Below are 16,424 nucleotides of genomic sequence, written 5' to 3'. Positions count from 1 at the left end.
GGCTGCAGTGGCTACCGCTGGCCGCCTAGCGGAAGCTGATCGCCGAACTGCCGGACTTGGGCTACACCGATGTGTGGTCGGCGGAGTCGAACGCCACCGATGCGTTCACCCCGTTGGTGCTGGCCAGCGCGTGTGCGCCGCAGCTGCGGCGGGCCCCCGCGATCGTGCCGGTCCACACCCGGGGCCAGGTGACGCTGGCGATGAGCGCGGCGACGCTGGCGGCGATCCCGGACAGCGTGCTTGACGACCTGGTCGTGCACGGCCCGGCCGAATACTGCCGGGAGCGCGCAGCCGGGGAAGCGCGCAGCCGGCCGGGGAAGCGCGCAGCCGGGGGAGCGCGCAGCCGGGGGAGCGCGCAGCCGGGGGAGCGCGCAGCCGGGGGTACGCGTGAGCAATGCTGATCGAGCTGCTGCGCCGCGCGGCCGCCGACCCCGCGGTCCCGAACATGCGGGCTACGATCGTCCCGGACAACGCGGCGTCGCTGGCCACGATCGCCGGGTTCGGTTACGTCGAGGTCGGGGAGCAGTGGGACGGCGAGGACGGTCTCGAAGTCATCTTCGAGGTCGCCGCCGGCCCCGGAGTGTCCGCCCGATCAGGACTTTGCGGACATGACGGATATCCGTGAGTTCCTGCGTGCCTGCAACGCGGCAGCTAGCACCGCTCGATGCCGCAGCCTGGCCCGATGTCCGGTCGAGGGACCTCGAGCACTGGCGGCCTGCCAACCTCGGGGAGGTGCTTCTCAACTACTGGGATTGAGGAAAACGTTCAGCTCAGGGCGGAGGCCGTCTTGGTCAGGCCGTCGTCGATGTGGGCGGAGTCGTTGAAGCGGCGGACGATCCAGCGGCCCCCGGTGACCACGATCTGCGAGATCGAGCCGTTGTTCGCTCCCAGGAATGCTAGTGGCCGCGAGCCCGTAGCAATGGCCATCACCTGGCCGATGACGCCGCCGTGGGTGAACACCGCGATGCGCTGGTCGGGGTGCGCGGCGGTGAGGCGTTCGATCGCGCCGTGCACCCGCGTGGTCAGCGCCTCGGTGGACTCCGCGCCCGGGATGACATCCCAGCGCTGCTCGGTGTGCATCTGCTGGATCACCGGGTCGTTCTGCGCGACCTTCTGCCGGAACAGCCCACCTTCCCAGTCGCCCAGGTGCACTTCGCGCAGGTCGGACTCGACCAGCGGGGTCAGGCCGAGGCGGGCCGCCAGCGGCGCGGCGGTCTGCGCGGTCCGCTGCAGGGTGGTCACGTAGATCGCGTCCAGCTGCACGTCGGCGAGGCGCTCCGCGACCCGCTCGGCGTGCTCCCGGCCCGCTGGGGCGAGCTCCGGGTCGCCCTGGCCGTCCACCAGCTGGAACGGCTGGTCCGGGCGCGCCGGGGCGGATTCCCCGTGCCGGATCAGCAGGATGTCGGTGGACCCGGCAGGTGCCGAGAAGCGCGACTGCCGGTACTCCACTTCGGGCATGCTCACTCGCTTTCCCGCCCAGTAGCCGGAAGTCAGCCGGATTGGGCTGTTTCGTGTGTTTCCAGTACTCCATGAGGGAGCACGGCCAGTTCTGACCACCCGGCCGTGCTCGTACCAGCTGTGCACTATGGACTTTACCCAGCTCGTCAGCAGGTTGGTGCGGTCGACGTCGACGTTGAAGGCGTCGTGCGCTTCCTCGCGGCAGTCGAGGGTGCCCTCGCCGCGCTCCAGCAGCAGCCGCAGGCAGCCGACGATGTAGGTCACGGCGCATTCGGAGAATAAGATGATGCTGCCGTTGACCACGATGTTGGTGTTCGGCCCGTAGACCAGCAAGAGGATCGGGAAACCGGGGACCGTGATGCTGAGGTAGGCGCGTGCGTCGCCGCCCCCGCCGCTCGTGCAGGTCGATGCCGCCGTGGCCGGTGATCCGCATCGACATGAGGAAGTTCGAGGCCTGGAAGCCGGTGGCGACGATCAGCACGTCGGCCTCGTGCACCTGTCCGTCGGCGGTGCGCACGCCGGTGGCCGTGATCCCCTGGATCGGTTCGGTCACGAGGTGCATGTACTCCCGCCGCAGCGTGGCGGGCCAGGTGCCGTTGTCGCGCAGCATCCGCTTGGCCGCCGGCGGGTATTGCCCGCTCCACCGGATGCACGGGATCAACGACATCGCGCTGGCGCTCTACGAGCTGCCCAAGCCGGTAGTGACGAAGGTGCGCGGAGTAGCCGTCGGCGCGGGCTGGAACCTGGCGCTGGGGTACGACTTCGTGGTGTCCACCCCCGATACGAGGTTCTCGCAGATCTTCGCGAAGCGCGGGCTGTCGCTGGACTTCGGCGGATCCTGGCTGCTGCCGCGGATCGTCGGGATGCAGCAGGCCAAGCGGCTGGCGCTGCTCGGCGAGATCATCGGCGTAGAGGAGGCCCGGGAACTGGGCCTGGTGACCTGGGTGAAGGAGGACGGCGAGCTCGACGAGTTCGTCGCGGACCTCGCCGGGCGGCTGGCGCAGGGCCCGTCGATCGCGGTGGCGCAGAGCAAGGCGATGCTGCACGCCGGTTCGTACCAGAGCTTCCGGGAGGCGCTGGAGAACCGAGGCCCGCGCCCAGACGATCAACTTCGCCACCGCCGGCGACCTGGCCGCGCGGGAGGCGTTCGTGAACAAGGCGGAACCGAAGTTCACCGGCGAGTGGCTGGTGCGATGACCTACGAGCAGATCGCCTACGAGGTCTCCGACGGCATCGCGCCATCACCCTGAACCGGCCGGACAAGCTCAACGCGTTCACGTACGTCATTCGCGGCCGAGCTGATCGACGCGTTCGACGCCGCCGATGCCGACGACTCGGTGCGCGTGATCGTCACGGGCGCGGTCGGGGTTTCTGCTCCGGCGCGGACCTCGGCGCCGGTTCGGACGCCTTCAACGCCGACGAGGAGCGCGCGAAGACCCGTTGGGCGGCCGGGGAGATCGAGATCCTGGACTTGTGTATGACCAATACGCGGCGTGCGGGTCTCGTGAGAAGGTCGCTGAGAACCCGCGGCATTGCCGGTTGCGAGGTTGGGCTATGCGCCTTCGGCGCATGCGACCACCCCGCGTCGTGGGACTTCCAGCGGCACGGGGTTTTGCCAAGTGGTGATCCTTCTCGCTATTTTGTGGGTACTGAAGTCCATAAACGGCAAGAAGGAGCCCGGTGTCAGGGTACGCGAACGACGAAGCGGTGGATGCGTTTGAGTCTTCGCGGGAGGTGTTCGAGTTGATGATCGGCAGAGCTTGCTGGTGACGAGTGTGGGCGCGATGACGCATGGCGGCTGACCACCCGTCCGGGCTACGTCGAGTACTTCCTCGACCAGCTCGGGAAGCCGGCGTGGAACTCCGCGTCGCGCACGTCGAAGGTGACAACGTCGTGTCCTCATTGGACGACCGGCAGGACACCGGGCAAACCTTGCAGAGCCTCGACAGCGGGGCACCGCTGCCGGACTTGGGGAGTGCGGCCGATCGCGGCCAACGCCTACCTCGGTGGCTGCGGCATCGCCGCGCTGCGCGAAGGCGCCGACATCGTCGTCTGCGGGCGGGTCACCGACGCTTCGCTGACCGTCGGCCCGGCCGCGCGGTGGCACGACTGGTGCCACACGGATTGAAACACCTCGCCGCAGCGGTGGTGGCGGGGCACATCATCGAGGGCGGGCCGCAAGCCGTCGGCGGCAACTTCTCCGGGTTCTCCGAGGCGCCAGGCATGGTCGCACGCCCAAACCGCGCATCGATTACTGGCCGTCGCTGCTGGCGATGGACGCGTTGCCGCACGAAGCGGTGCTCGACGACGGCACCCGCATCGCCATCGCCATCGCCCCGCCACCGCAACCGAGCAGCCGGTCCAGCCGATGCATCCCGACCCCGAGCCAACCCGGCCGTCGAAACGCGACGCGTCCCGGTCGGCCACCTCGCGCACGCGCGCTGCGGCGACAAGGGCGGCAACAGCAACGCGGGGTGTGGGTCAACGACGCGAAGGCTGCAACAGCGTCCCCCACAGCACCATCGGGCTGGAAAACATCGACCACGACGCTAGAACTTCGACGAAGCTGGAAGTCGACAAGGAACGGCCAGGTTTGCTGTCCCGCGCCGGAGCTAGGCGCCCACGATGCGCAGCGCGATGGTGACGTAGCGGTCGGCCAGTTCGGCCGGCCCCACATCGCTTTCCGGGTCGTACCACTGCGGGATCGCGTTGCAGGCGGACTGGATCGCGAGGCGGGCCTCGACGGGGTGCTCGCAGGAGAAGGCCCCGCGCCGCACGCCATCGTCGATGATGTCCTGGAACAGCCGGGTCGCCGACTCGCGCAGCGCGGCGAGTCGCCGCGCGTGCTCGTCCTCGAGGTTCCGGATCTCCCGCGCCGCGATGGTGCTTTCCACCCGCCGCCGGACCCGGTAGTCCACCGTGGCGCGCACGATCGCGCGCAGCTGCTCGACCGGATCGTCGCCGCAGTCGCGAAGAGCCGCGTCGCAGGCCTGCACGTAGTCGTTGACGCTGTCCTCGAGCAGTCCGGCGAACAGCTCCTGCTTGCTGGAATGCCAGTAGTACAGCGCGGACAGGCTCAAACCGGCCCGCTTGGCGATGTCGCGGATGGATGCGCCGTGGTATCCGCGCTCGGCGAAGATCTCGCGCGCCGCGACGGAGAGCGCGTCGCCGCCCTGGCCGCGCGGAATGGCGGAGCCGCTGTGGGCCGAGGATTCGGATGCCGCCGTCACACCGACAGAATACGGGGTGCTGCCCAGGATCGGGCATGTGCGGGAACGGGATATTCGGGCAGCCAGGTTGCCCCTTCAGCATGCCGTTGCGCAAAACCCCGCCGATGTTTCACGCCGAGATGAGGCTGGACGGTACGTGCCAGTGGTTCCGTCACGGCGTCTGCCCGTCGCGGCCTCGCATCGCGACATCGGCACTGTGCCCGACGCGGTTGGCGGCAGCTCAGGCTGTGAGGCGCACCTGGAGGTCGGTTTCGCCTGCGGTGAGCGCCGCCCGCCCCAGCTCTGTCTACCAGCGGCGCTCGCTGCCACATTCATCGTGCTACGCCCACAACTTCCGCGTGACGTGGTGCAGCGCGTGCTCACGTCACGCCCATCGCCCCGTGCAGCTGGTGTGCGGCACGAGCGATGCTGGTGGCCGCCCGCGCACCCGCGACCTTCGCGGCTGCCGAAGCGGTGAAGGCGCGTTCCGCCGAGTCTTCTTCGTGGATTCGCACCGCACGCACCACCGCGGCTTCGGTGGCGACGAGGTGCATGCGGATCTCGGCCAGACCGTTGGCGACCGCCTTGAGCGCGACGAGCGGACGGCCGAACTGCTCCCGCTGCGTGACGTGTTCGCGGGTGCGCGCGTATGCGGCACGCGCGGCGCCGAGCAGCGCGGCCGCGTTGGGCACAGCGGCGCGGGCGAGCACGGCATCGTACGGGGGAGACCGGGAGCTGCCCGCCGAGAATCCACTGCGACAACGCCATTCCCAGCAGGGGCACGCTCACGCCGCTCGCCGCCGTCGCGGCGATCAGCTCCGCCAGGTCTTCCAGCGTCCCGCCGGCTCCGCCGCGCTCCTCAGCGATGCCGACCTGCGGCCAGCGCAACTCGACCAGCGTCGGCCACAACGGGTGCAGCGCACCCTCCGGAGCCTCCGGCGAAACCCCGGACAGCACGTCCGCGGCGACCTCAGTGAATCAGCGAGTTGCTCAACGTCGGGCCTCCTGCTTGGCGAGGATGGACAGCAGCACCTCGGAGGAGCCGCCGCGGATGCTGAAACCGGGCGATGCGAGGATGGCCTCGCCCAGCGCGCTCTCGGGCGAGACGAGACCGGAATCCGTTGCCTGGCGGGCACATTCGAGCACGTCGCGTACGAAGTTCGCGCCGAGGTACTTCAACGTCGCGGCGGCCCGCACCGGAGCCTCGCCCGCCTCGGCGACCTGCACGCCCAACGCCCGAAGCGTCGCCAAACGGGCTACCTGTTCGCCGATCTCGGCGAGCAGGCTTTCGTCGCCGCTGCCCTGCAGCTTCTCCAACACGGGATACGTGGACAGCACCCGCTCGGGCCCGCCGCGTTCGTCGGCGAGCTGCTCGGTCACCTACCGCCAGGCGTGCCCTCGACACCGATCACCCGGCCCTCGGGCACGAATGCGGTCTCGAACACCACCTCGTTGAAGTGGTGCGAGCCGGCCATGTCGACGATCGGCGAAACTGACACCCCGGGTTAGCTCATGTCCAGCACGAACTCGGTCAACCCGGCGTGCTTGGCCTCGGACTTCTCGGTGCCCGCCAGCAGGTAGGCGTGCGCCGCGCGGTGGGCCTGGCTGGTCCAGATCTTGCGGCTCTTCGGACCCGAACCGCTCACCCGCTACACCCCGAACACCCCCACCACCAATGCCGAGCTGGCGCAGCGGCGGCAGGAGGTCCGGGACACCGGAGTGTCCGTTTCGGACGGTGAGGTCGACGCCAATGTCGGCGCCGTCGCGGTGCCGCTGCTGCTCTCCGGTGCGACAGTTGCGTCGCTGACGCTGATCGGCCCGCGCGCCGATGACGGAGGTGTTGGCGGCCGAACGCGCGATCAACCGGATCGACGACCTGCCCGCCCCGCTGCGCGCCGCGGGCACGGACCTGTCCAACCGGCTCGCCCGCGGCGAGATAAGCGGAGTTGTGGAAGATGTGAGTCGAGTCGAATCCCGGCCGGAGTACCTGTCGTGGGAGGCCGCGATCGGCGCCCGCAAACTCGTCGAGCAGGTCATGCTGGTCAAGCCGGGCGAGCAGGTGGTGCCCACCGGCGACACCTCGACCGACCGCCGCGTCGTGGAGTTGACCGCGCAGGCCGTCGCCGCCGCAGGCGCCACGCCGACCGTGATCTGGCAGAACAGCACCCTGGTTTTCGACGGCGCGCTGTGGCCACCGGCCGAGATCGGGCTGCTGCGCTCCCCGGTGCGCTGCAAGGTCGAGAACGGGATGGTCACCGAGATCACCGGCGACCGCGACGCCGAGGTGTTCCGCGACTGGACTGAGTCCTTCGACGACCCGAACATGTTCCGGTCGACACACTGGTCGCTGGGCTTCAACCCGGGCGTGCTGGTCTCCACCGGCCGCATCGCCGAGGATGAGCGGGTGTTCGGCTGCGTCGAGATCGGTATCGGCACCAAGGGCGCGTGGATCGGCGGCGAGCCGTGCCGCACGTGCACCCCGAGCTGGTGCGGATCTGCCGCGAGATCGGCGCCCCGGGTACCGATGGAACCCGCGACGGTGCAAGGTGTCGTGAGCGGAGCGAATGGCCTGTTCGCCGCGTCTATCGGAGCGAACGGTCCGTTCGCCCCACACCACCATTGCGTGCTGGTGAGGGGTGTTTGAGGTGAATGGCCCGTTTGTCTCGTCTATGGAGGTGAACGGTCCGTTCGCTCCGCGCCGAGTGGCTCACCGCCGTGATCAGCGCAAACCTCGAACCATGAAACGCCAGCCCACGTTGGAAGGTAGGGCGGATGTCCGCCGTCACGTATCGCCGTCCGGGTTTGGTGGCCCGGGACCACGTTTTCCAGGTGCCGTTGCGCCATGACGAGCCGGCCGCCGGGCAGATCGAGGTCTTCGGGAGGGAGGTGGTGGCCCCCGGCAACGAGGACCGGGCACTGCCGTGGCTGGTCTACTTCCAGGGTGGACCGGGCGGCAAGGCGGAACGGCCGCTGAGCACCAGCGCCTGGCTGCGCCGCGCCCTGCAGGACTACCGGGTGCTGTTGCTGGACCAACGGGGCACCGGGCGTAGCACCCCGGCCAACCGCCAGACGCTGGCGGGCCTGTCGGCGGCCGAGCAGGCCGAGCACCTGGCCCTGCTGCGGGCCGATTCGATCGTTCGGGACGCCGAGGTGCTGCGCAAACGGCTGATCGGCGACGAGCCGTGGTCGGTGCTGGGGCAGAGCTTCGGTGGCTTCTGCGCGCTGACCTACCTGTCGCTGGGGCCGGAGGGATTGCGCCAGGTGATGATCACCGGCGGGATCCCGACCCTGACCGGGCACGCCGACGACGTCTACCGCGCCGCGTACCCGCGCACGCTGCGCAAGAACGACGCCTACTTCGCCCGCTACCCGGAGGACGCCGCCATCGCGCGGCGCGTCGTCGAACACCTCGCCGAGCGTGAGGTGATCATGCCGACGGGGGAGCAGCTGACGCCGGAGCGCTTCCAGACGCTAGGCATCCAGTTCGGCCAGGCGTCGCGGTTCGACGCGCTGCACTACCTGCTGGAGGAGGCGTTCGTCGGCGACGTACTCTCGGACACGTTCCTGCGCGGGGTGGACGCTGCGGTCTCCTTCGCCGAGTGCCCCTTGTACGCCGCGCTGCACGAGGCCATCTACTGCCAGGGTGCCGCGTCGCAGTGGTCCGCCCACCGGGTGCGCGCGGAGTTCGACGAGTTCGACTGGACTCGGTCCGGGCGGGTCAACTTCACCGGCGAGATGATCTACCCCTGGCTGTTCGAGCAGGACCCGTCGCTGGTGCCACTCCGGGAGGCAGCCGAGCTGCTGGCCGCCAAGGCGGACTGGCCGCACCTCTACGACCTCGACCGGTTGGCGCACAACGATGTTCCGGTCGCCTCAGCGGTGTACCACGACGACATGTTCGTCGATCGTGACCAGGCGCTGGAGTCGGCGGAGCAGGTGCGCGGCGCGCGCACGTGGGTCACCAACGAGTACGAGCACGACGGCGTCAAGGCCTCGCCGGTGGTGCTGGACCGGCTCCTGGCGATGAACCGCGGCGACGCCTGACACGCGAGGCGGACCACCACGCCGATGCGTGCCGGGGTCCGGCCCGCTATGGTTCGGTTCTCATGTCCCCCTCGGAGCCGAACTTCGCCGCTGGCGTGCCCTGGCAGCGCGTCTTCGACCAGGCGGCGTGTGCGATGGCGATCCTCGACTTGCAGGGGTACTACCTGTACGTCAACGAAGCCATGTGCCGGATGCTCGGCTACCGCCGGGAGGAGTTGGAGGGCCTGGACTACCGGGCCATCACGCACCCCGACGACATCGATCCGGACGGGCCGATCGAGTCCCCGGACCTCCTGGAGAAGCGTTACATCCGCTCCGACGGCAGCGTCATCTGGGCGTTGGTGGCGCGGTCGTTCATCCGGGACAGCCACGGCCGGGCCATCCACTTCCTGTCCCAGTTCCAGGACATCACCCGGCGCCGGGAGGCGGAGCTGCTCTGGCAGCGCAGCTTCGCCAACGCGCCGATCGGCATGGCGGTGCTGGACCTAAAGGGCGCGTGGACGGCGGTCAACGACACGCTCTGCGGCATGCTCGGCTACACGCGCGAGGAGCTGCTGTCGATGTCTTTCGCCGACGTCACTTACGAGGACGACGAGGAGCAGGGCATGGTCGCTCTCGCCGAACTCATCGAGGGCAACCGGGACAGCATCAGCATCGAGAAGCGCTACCGGCACGAGAACGGCCACCCGATCTGGATGCTGATCCGGGCGACCGCCGTGCCGGGCGCAGACGGCGCGCCGGCGTTCGTCGTCAGCCAGTACGAGGACATCGGCGAGCAGCGCCTGGTGGACGCGCACCTCGCGCACCTGGCGCTGCACGACCCGCTGACCGGGCTGGCGAACCGGGCGCTGCTGGCCGACCGGCTCGACCACGGGCTGCAGCAGCTGGCGCGTGGCGACGGGGTGCTGGTGGTGGTGCTGGCCGATCTGGACCAACTCAAGCCGGTCAACGACCGTTTCGGGCACGCGCTGGGCGACCAGCTGCTGATCGCCACCGCGCGCGAGCTGCAGCAGGCGGTGCGGGCCGGTGACACCGTCGCCCGCATCGGTGGCGACGAGTTCGTCGTGGTCAGCCTGCTGCCGGACGAGGACGCCGCGCGGTCGCTGCGGGACCGCGTGGAGCAGCACCTGAACACTGATGTGAAGATCCACGGGGCCCGAATGCGGCTGCGCGCCAGCGTCGGCTACGCCACCACTTCCGACCCTGCTGTCCCGCCGGACGTGCTGCTGCACAGCGCCGACCGCGACATGTACGTCAGCAAGCGCCGACGGCGGGAGGCGCACGGCGGCGGCCGCTGACCGGCCCGTCAGGCGTCCAGTTCGGCGAGGGTCGCCTCGATCGCCCGGTGGAACGTCGGGTAGGCGAAGATCATCTCGCGTAGGCGCTGCACCGGGACCTCGGCGTGCACGGCCACGGCCAGCGCGCCGATGATCTCGCCGCCGGCGGGCGCGACCACGGTGGCACCGACCAGCACGCCCCGTTCGGCGTCGGCGACGAGCTTGATGATCCCCTCTTTGTCGATCTTGTGGATCCAGCCGCGCGTCGACGCGGAGATCTGGGTGGTGGCGGTGCGCACCGGAATTTCCTGCTTCCGGGCCCGGGATTCGGTCAGCCCGACGGTGGCGACCTCGGGGTCCGTGAAGATGACGGAGGGCATCGCGCGGTAGTCGGCGACCTCGCTGCCCTGGCCGAGGATGTCGGCCGCCGCGATCCGGGACTGGTAGACCGAGGTGTGTGTGAAGGCGCCTCGACCGGTGATGTCGCCGATCGCCCAAACGCCGTCGGCGGCCCGCATGCGGCCGTCGACCGGGATGCTCCTGGCCTGGTCGTCCAACCCGGCGGCCGCGACCCCCAGCGCGCGCAGGTCGGTGCGCCGACCGGTGGCGACCAGCAGGCGCTCGGCGGTCAGCACCTCTCCCGAATCCAGGTGCACCTGGAACTGGTCGTCGTACTTGACGCGGTCGACCGCGCAGCCGGTGCGTACCTGGACACCGTCGGCGCGCAGCGCCTCCGTGACCACCTCGGAGGCCTCTGGTTCGGCCACCGACAGCAGCCGCGGATGCATCTCCAGAACCGTCACCGCGGTGCCGAACCGGGCGAAGACATGCGTGAACTCCAGCCCGACCGGGCCGCCGCCGAGCACCAGCAGTGACTCCGGCGCGCTGGTCGTGGGCACCGCGTCGCGGTTGGTCCAGTACGGGCTCTCGGCGAGCCCGTCGATCGGCGGGACCACCGGATCGGTGCCGGGGTTGAGCACGATGCCGCGGCGGGCCCGGAACACCTGGCCGTCGACGGTGACCTCGCCGGGCGCGCTGACCCGGCCGACGCCGCGCACCAGCCGGCCGCCGGTGTCCTCGAAGCGCTGCACCGCGATCTCGTCGTTCCAGTTGGTGGTCGCCTCGTCGCGGATCCGCTTCGCGACCGGCGTCCAGTCCGGCTGCACGGTCGCCTGCCCGGCGAGTTCAGGCACCCGGCGGGCCTCGCCGATGGCGTCGGCGGCCCGCACCATCATCTTGGTCGGGATGCAGGCGAAGTATGGGCACTCGCCGCCGACCAGCCGCGATTCGACCCCGACCACGTCCAGGCCCGCGCTCGCCAGCCGTCCCGCCACGTCCTCGCCGCCCGGCCCCATACCGATGACCACGACGTCGACCTCTTCGACCACCGCGCCCACCTCCTCGTTCGCTGTCGACTACCAGCCCAGCACCGCAGGTCGGGGCGCGCACCTCGAATACCGAACGGACGGGCCCCGGGCCGAGTGGGGATGATCCGATTTGGACGAACCGCGGGTGTCAGCGCCAGATCAGCGCCTCGCCGATGGGCTTGCGGGTCAGGTCAGGGACCTCGCAGTCGGCCGCCGGGTAGCCGATCGGGAACACGATGTAGGGGGTTCGCTCGACGGCCGGTCAGGGATCTTGGTGAGGAAGCCCATCGGATTGGGCGTGTGCGTCAGGGGCGCCAAGTCCATCGTGTGCAGCGCGGTGACGAACATGCCGCAGGCGATTCCGACGCTGTCGTTGACGTAGTAATGCTTCTGCCGGCCGGTGCAGGTCACGCGGAACTTCTGGGCTAAGGCGGCGATGATCCACGGCACCACGTCGAGGTAGTCCTTGTTCGCGTCGGTCTCCAGCGGGGAAAGCGCGACGTGCCACTGCGGGAGGTACGCGCGGTCGTAGAACGCCTTCTCCTCGGCTTCCGCGGCCAACCCGATCTGGTGCTTGAGGGCCGGATCCTGCACAGCGGCGAAGGTCCGCGGCTGCCGGTGCGCGCCGCTGGGAGGGGTGTCGGCGGTGCGCACGGACAGCTAGATCGCCTCGCGCGGCACCGGGTCGGAGGTGAAGAACCGCACGCTGCGCCGGGCGTCGAGGTGTTCGAACAGCTTCTCTGCCGGATGGGAGTGCGCACGGCGAACGCGCGGTCACTTCTCCTCCGTTTTCAGGGCTTCCCGCAGCACGCGGTGTGCCTCGGCCATCGCTTCACCGGCGGGCGGCAGCAGATCGGCGCCGCCGGCGAAGCCGTGGAACAGGCCCGGGCAGTGCTGCGTGCTGGTGGGCACGCCCGCCGCTTGCAGCCGCTCGGCGTAGCGCTGGCCTTCGGTGCGCAGCGGGTCGTGGCTGGCGGTCAGGACGTGCGCGGGCGGCAGCCCGGAGAGGTCGGCGGCGCGCAGTGGGGAGGCGTGTGGGTGGTCGCGGTCGGCGGCGTCGGGCACGTACTGGTCCCAGAACCACATCATGTGGCTCGTCATGAGCAGGCAGTCCGGGCCGCTGTCCAGATAGGATTCTGTGGTGAAGTCGTGGTCGGTGACCGGGTAGACCAGCAGCTGGAAGGCGATGTCCGGGCCGCCGTTCTCGTGGGCCCGCAGCGACGTCACCGCGGCCAGGTTGCCGCCGGCGCTGTCCCCGGCGACCGCGAGGCGGGCCGGGTCGCCGCCGAGCTCCGCGGCGTGTTCGGCGGCCCATTGCGTTGCGGCGTAAGCATCATCGGCGGCCGCCGGGTAGCGGTGCTCCGGGGCGAGCCGGTAGTGCACGGCGATGACGATCGCCCCGGTGCCGTTGGCCATCGAGCGGGCGACGCCGGCGTGGCTCTCCAGATCGCCGAGAACCCAGCCGCCGCCGTGGAAGTACACGATCACCGGCATTGGCTCGCCGCTGGCTCGTGACCAGTAGATGCGCACCGGGATCTGCACGCCGGGCGGGCCGGGGATGAGTCGGTCCTCGACCTTCGCCACCGGTTGGCAGGGCCGCGCGGCCACGCCCTCGGACATCATCGCGCGGGCTTGCGCGGCGTCGGTGACCGCGCCGCCGAGGTCGGGGAAGTACTCCTGTATGAGCGCGACGAACGGCTCGGCATCCGGATGCAACGGCATGCTTCCTCCAGTGCAGTGGATCATCGCAGTGATGTAAACCGAGGATGCCGCGCGGAAGGTATCGGCCGTTCCGGGGAAACGTGCTCCCACATCATGAGAAACCGGGAAAAGTGTCATGGATCACATGAATTTCCCGTTGATCGGTATGGCCGAGCTCACACGCCCGAGTTTTCGCGTCGTGCTGGTTGTGGGCACCGTGTTCCGGGTAGTTCGATACAGGTGTCGCCACCTGCGGTCGAATGTGGAACGGGATCGTTTCGGTGAAGATCGCGGTGGTTCGGGGGTTTCGTGCGGGCACGTGCGGAAAGTGATGGGGTGGGCCCTTGGTTGTGATCGGAATAAGATCCGGGGCTGTATCGTTCGCCACAGGATGAGCGTTGCCTGCAGGTGAAGGGGAACGGGCCAATTGAGTACGACGAACGGGCACCGGTCGAACGGCACCCGGAAGCTGAACCGGGTCGTGATCCGGTTCGCTGGTGACTCCGGCGACGGCATGCAGCTGACCGGGGACCGGTTCACCTCGGAGGCCGCGGCCTTCGGGAACGACCTGGCAACGCTGCCGAACTTCCCGGCCGAGATCCGGGCCCCTGCCGGAACCCTGCCTGGTGTGTCCAGCTTCCAGCTGCACTTCGCCGATTACGACATCCTCACCCCCGGCGACCGGCCGGACGTGCTGGTGGCGATGAACCCGGCGGCGCTGAAGGCCAACATCGGCGATCTGCCGCACGGCGGCATCCTGATCGTCAACACCGACGAGTTCAGCAAGCGCAACCTCTCGAAGGTCGGCTACGACGCCAACCCGCTGGAAAACGGCGAGCTGGAGCGCTACGCGGTGCACCAGGTCGCGATGGCCACCATCACCCAGGGCGCGCTCGAAGGCAGCGGGCTGGGCAAGAAGGACGCCGAGCGCTGCAAGAACATGTTCGCCCTCGGCCTGCTGTCGTGGATGTACCACCGGCCCACCGAGGGCACCGAGCGGTTCCTGCGGGAGAAGTTCGCGAAGAAGCCGCAGATCGCCGAGGCCAACATCCTCGCGTTCCGGGCGGGCTGGAACTACGGCGAGACCACCGAGGCCTTCGCGGTCACCTACGAGGTCGCGCCCGCCAAGCTGCCCACCGGGACCTACCGGCAGATCACCGGCAACACCGCGCTCGCCTACGGCATCGTCGCCGCGGGGCAGCGCAGCGGGCTGCCGGTGTTCCTCGGCACCTACCCGATCACGCCCGCCTCGGACGTGCTGCACGAGCTGGCCAAGCACAAGAACTTCGGCGTCACGACCTTCCAAGCGGAGGACGAGATCGCCGGTGTCGGCGCGGCACTGGGCGCCTCCTTCGGCGGTGCGCTGGGCGTGACCACCACGTCCGGGCCGGGGCTGGCGCTGAAGTCCGAGACCATCGGCCTGGCGGTGACGCTGGAACTGCCGCTGCTGGTGTGCGACATCCAGCGCGGCGGGCCGTCCACCGGGCTGCCCACCAAGACCGAGCAGGCGGACCTGCTGCAGGCGCTCTACGGCCGCAACGGCGAATCGCCGGTACCGGTGATCGCCCCGTGCTCGCCAGCGGACTGCTTCGAGGCCGCTCTGGAGGCCGCGCGAATCGCGCTGGCCTACCGGACCCCGGTGCTGCTGCTGTCCGACGGCGCGATCGCCAACGGCTCCGAGCCGTGGCTCATCCCGAATGTCGATCAGCTGCCCGACCTGCGGGTCGAGTTCGCCACCGAACCCAACGCACCGGACGGCTCCGGGGAGTTCTGGCCCTACGTGCGCGACCCCGAGACCCTGGCCCGCGAGTGGGCCGTGCCGGGCACGCCCGGGTTGGAGCACCGCGTCGGCGGCCTGGAGAAGGCCGACGGCAAGGGCAACATCTCCTACGACCCGGACAACCACGACAAGATGGTCCGGCTGCGCGAAGCCAAGATCGACGGCGTGCAGGTCCCGGACATCACCGTCGACGACCCCGACGGCGACGCCCGCGTGCTGGTGCTCGGCTGGGGCTCGTCGTTCGGGCCGATCGGCGCCGCCTGCCGCCGGGTGCGCGCGCAGGGCATGTCGATCGCACAAGCCCACCTGCGCTATCTCAACCCGATGCCGGGAAACCTCGGTGACGTCTTGCGGAGCTACGACAAGGTGATCATCCCGGAGATGAACCTCGGCCAGCTGGCGATGCTGCTGCGCGCCCGCTACCTGGTCGATGTGCAGTCCTACACGAAGGTCGCCGGACTCCCGTTCCGGGCCGAGGAACTGCAGAACGTGCTCACCGAAGTTGTGCAGGGGGTGCCCGCGTGACCACCACCGATCTGGGAATCCCGGTCCTCGGCGGGTTGGCCGGCGTGCCGACCGCTGACGAGCCGCAGAAGGCGAAGGACTTCAAGTCCGACCAGGAAGTCCGCTGGTGCCCGGGGTGCGGCGACTACGTCGTGCTCAACGCGGTGCAGGGCTTCCTGCCGTCGCTGGGGCTCAAGCGCGAGAACATCGTGTTCATCTCGGGTATCGGGTGCTCGTCCCGGTTCCCGTACTACATGAACACCTACGGGATGCACTCCATCCACGGCCGCGCGCCGGCGATCGCCACCGGCCTGGCCACCAGCCGACCGGACCTGTCGGTGTGGGTGGTGACTGGTGACGGCGACGCGTTGTCCATCGGCGGCAACCACCTCATCCACGCCCTGCGCCGCAACGTGAACCTGAAGATCCTGCTGTTCAACAACCGGATCTACGGCCTGACCAAGGGCCAGTACTCGCCGACCAGCGAGGTCGGCAAGGTCACCAAGTCGACCCCGGTCGGCTCGCTGGACCACCCGTTCAACCCGGTGTCGCTGGCGCTGGGCGCGGAGGCGTCGTTCGTGGCGCGGGTGATCGACTCGGACCGCGCGAGCGTGACGGAAACGCTGAAGGCGGCGGCGGAGCACCGCGGCAGCGCGCTGGTGGAGATCTACCAGAACTGCCCGATCTTCAACGACGGCGCGTTCGACGTGTTGAAGGACAACGACGAGAAGCAGCGCCGGATCGTCGCGCTCAAGCACGGCGATCCGATCGTGTTCGGCCCGGAGGACGAGCGCTACGGGGTGGTCCAGGACCGGGACGGCTTCCGGGTCACCAAGCTGTCCGAAGTAGACGAATCGGACGTGGTGGTCCACGACGTCAACCGCGAAGACCCGTCCTACGCCTTCGCGCTGTCCCGCTTGGGCGGCCAGGACCTCAACCCGGCGGTAACGGGCATCTTCCGAGCGGTGAACCGCCCGACCTACGACGACCTGGCCCGAGCCCAGGTGGCGGAGGCGGTGCAGGCGAAGCCCGCCGACCTCCAGTCCCTCCTGACGGGCAGCGACACCTGGACGATCTGACGGCA

General features: G+C 69.5%; 17 protein-coding genes and 3 pseudogenes. 10 read left to right on the top strand and 10 right to left on the bottom strand.

Going from position 1 to position 16,424, the window contains the following annotated elements:
• Positions 1–35: 35 nt before the first annotated feature.
• Positions 36–227: pseudogene (locus SSPN_RS62260) on the top strand (LLM class flavin-dependent oxidoreductase); the annotation flags it as partial.
• Positions 228–394: 167 nt separating this feature from the next.
• Positions 395–625 carry a hypothetical protein gene (locus SSPN_RS46205; protein ID WP_010311616.1) on the top strand — a complete coding sequence of 77 codons (231 nt, stop codon included), beginning with the start codon at positions 395–397 and terminating at the stop codon, positions 623–625.
• A gap of 140 nt (positions 626–765) precedes the next feature.
• On the opposite strand, the gene SSPN_RS0128170 is transcribed toward SSPN_RS46205, so the two are convergent.
• Positions 766–1,458, bottom strand: coding sequence for a histidine phosphatase family protein (locus SSPN_RS0128170; RefSeq protein WP_394378920.1), 693 nt, complete (start codon positions 1,456–1,458; stop codon positions 766–768).
• 407 nt (positions 1,459–1,865) lie between these two features.
• Between SSPN_RS0128170 and SSPN_RS46200 the strand changes: the two genes are divergently transcribed.
• From SSPN_RS46200 to SSPN_RS62255, 3 genes and pseudogenes are all read left to right on the top strand, one after another.
• Complete coding sequence (locus SSPN_RS46200) at positions 1,866–2,708, top strand: enoyl-CoA hydratase/isomerase family protein (RefSeq protein ID WP_010311612.1); 843 nt, start codon at positions 1,866–1,868, stop codon at positions 2,706–2,708.
• 541 nt (positions 2,709–3,249) lie between these two features.
• A pseudogene (locus SSPN_RS63000) lies at positions 3,250–3,420 on the top strand (acyclic terpene utilization AtuA family protein); the annotation flags it as partial.
• Positions 3,341–3,624: pseudogene (locus SSPN_RS62255) on the top strand (acyclic terpene utilization AtuA family protein); the annotation flags it as partial. The pseudogenes SSPN_RS63000 and SSPN_RS62255, both read left to right, overlap by 80 nt.
• Positions 3,625–3,709: 85 nt before the next feature.
• Here SSPN_RS62255 and SSPN_RS61835 read toward each other — a convergent pair.
• The 6 genes from SSPN_RS61835 to SSPN_RS58705 form a co-directional block, all read right to left on the bottom strand.
• Positions 3,710–3,832 (bottom strand): hypothetical protein, encoded by a 123-nt coding sequence (locus tag SSPN_RS61835; protein ID WP_010311608.1) that lies wholly within the window; start codon positions 3,830–3,832, stop codon positions 3,710–3,712.
• 238 nt (positions 3,833–4,070) lie between these two features.
• The gene (locus tag SSPN_RS0128145; protein WP_010311606.1) at positions 4,071–4,688 is read right to left on the bottom strand and encodes a TetR/AcrR family transcriptional regulator; all 618 of its coding nucleotides are present in this window, start codon (positions 4,686–4,688) and stop codon (positions 4,071–4,073) included.
• A gap of 359 nt (positions 4,689–5,047) precedes the next feature.
• The gene (locus tag SSPN_RS0128140; protein ID WP_010311603.1) at positions 5,048–5,377 is read right to left on the bottom strand and encodes an acyl-CoA dehydrogenase family protein; all 330 of its coding nucleotides are present in this window, start codon (positions 5,375–5,377) and stop codon (positions 5,048–5,050) included.
• A 280-nt stretch (positions 5,378–5,657) separates the two neighbouring features.
• Positions 5,658–6,047, bottom strand: coding sequence for an acyl-CoA dehydrogenase family protein (locus SSPN_RS58710; RefSeq protein WP_010311601.1), 390 nt, complete (start codon positions 6,045–6,047; stop codon positions 5,658–5,660).
• Entirely contained in the window at positions 6,044–6,166 is a 123-nt protein-coding gene (locus tag SSPN_RS61830; RefSeq protein ID WP_010311599.1) for a hypothetical protein, read from the bottom strand. Before SSPN_RS61830 ends, SSPN_RS58710 begins: the two co-directional genes overlap by 4 nt.
• Before the next feature lie 6 nt (positions 6,167–6,172).
• Positions 6,173–6,313 (bottom strand): hypothetical protein, encoded by a 141-nt coding sequence (locus tag SSPN_RS58705; protein ID WP_010311597.1) that lies wholly within the window; start codon positions 6,311–6,313, stop codon positions 6,173–6,175.
• A 182-nt stretch (positions 6,314–6,495) separates the two neighbouring features.
• On the opposite strand from SSPN_RS58705, the gene SSPN_RS60455 reads away from it, so the two are divergent.
• The 3 genes from SSPN_RS60455 to SSPN_RS0128110 all read left to right on the top strand — a co-directional run bounded on the left by SSPN_RS60455 (position 6,496) and on the right by SSPN_RS0128110 (position 10,009).
• Positions 6,496–7,311 carry a 2,5-dihydroxypyridine 5,6-dioxygenase NicX family protein gene (locus SSPN_RS60455; RefSeq protein ID WP_010311594.1) on the top strand — a complete coding sequence of 272 codons (816 nt, stop codon included), beginning with the start codon at positions 6,496–6,498 and terminating at the stop codon, positions 7,309–7,311.
• A gap of 128 nt (positions 7,312–7,439) precedes the next feature.
• Positions 7,440–8,711, top strand: a complete 1,272-nt coding sequence (locus SSPN_RS0128115; protein WP_010311591.1) for an alpha/beta fold hydrolase — start codon at positions 7,440–7,442, stop codon at positions 8,709–8,711.
• A 62-nt stretch (positions 8,712–8,773) separates the two neighbouring features.
• Positions 8,774–10,009: a PAS domain S-box protein gene (locus tag SSPN_RS0128110; RefSeq protein ID WP_010311589.1), complete on the top strand. Its 1,236-nt coding sequence runs from the start codon at positions 8,774–8,776 to the stop codon at positions 10,007–10,009.
• A gap of 8 nt (positions 10,010–10,017) precedes the next feature.
• On the opposite strand, the gene SSPN_RS0128105 is transcribed toward SSPN_RS0128110, so the two are convergent.
• The 3 genes from SSPN_RS0128105 to SSPN_RS58685 all read right to left on the bottom strand — a co-directional run bounded on the left by SSPN_RS0128105 (position 10,018) and on the right by SSPN_RS58685 (position 13,077).
• Positions 10,018–11,385 (bottom strand): dihydrolipoyl dehydrogenase family protein, encoded by a 1,368-nt coding sequence (locus SSPN_RS0128105; protein ID WP_010311586.1) that lies wholly within the window; start codon positions 11,383–11,385, stop codon positions 10,018–10,020.
• A 156-nt stretch (positions 11,386–11,541) separates the two neighbouring features.
• On the bottom strand, positions 11,542–12,009 hold the full coding sequence (locus SSPN_RS58690) for a nitroreductase family protein (protein WP_010311584.1): 468 nt from the start codon (positions 12,007–12,009) through the stop codon (positions 11,542–11,544).
• Positions 12,010–12,129: 120 nt separating this feature from the next.
• Positions 12,130–13,077: an alpha/beta hydrolase gene (locus tag SSPN_RS58685; protein WP_010311582.1), complete on the bottom strand. Its 948-nt coding sequence runs from the start codon at positions 13,075–13,077 to the stop codon at positions 12,130–12,132.
• 406 nt (positions 13,078–13,483) lie between these two features.
• Here SSPN_RS58685 and SSPN_RS0128090 point away from each other — a divergent pair, with 406 nt between their 5' ends.
• Together SSPN_RS0128090 and SSPN_RS0128085 are read left to right on the top strand one after the other, a co-directional pair.
• A complete protein-coding gene (locus SSPN_RS0128090; protein WP_010311580.1) occupies positions 13,484–15,361 on the top strand; it encodes a 2-oxoacid:acceptor oxidoreductase subunit alpha in 1,878 nt (625 codons plus the stop codon).
• Entirely contained in the window at positions 15,358–16,419 is a 1,062-nt protein-coding gene (locus tag SSPN_RS0128085; protein ID WP_010311578.1) for a 2-oxoacid:ferredoxin oxidoreductase subunit beta, read from the top strand. The genes SSPN_RS0128090 and SSPN_RS0128085 overlap by 4 nt, the downstream gene beginning before the upstream one ends.
• The last annotated feature ends 5 nt before the right edge of the window (positions 16,420–16,424 follow it).

The organism is Saccharopolyspora spinosa NRRL 18395, assembly GCF_000194155.1.
Classification (GTDB): Bacteria; Actinomycetota; Actinomycetes; order Mycobacteriales; family Pseudonocardiaceae; genus Saccharopolyspora; species Saccharopolyspora spinosa.
Note: the sequence above shows the minus strand (reverse complement) of the source record. Positions and strands in the feature narration are given on the sequence as shown.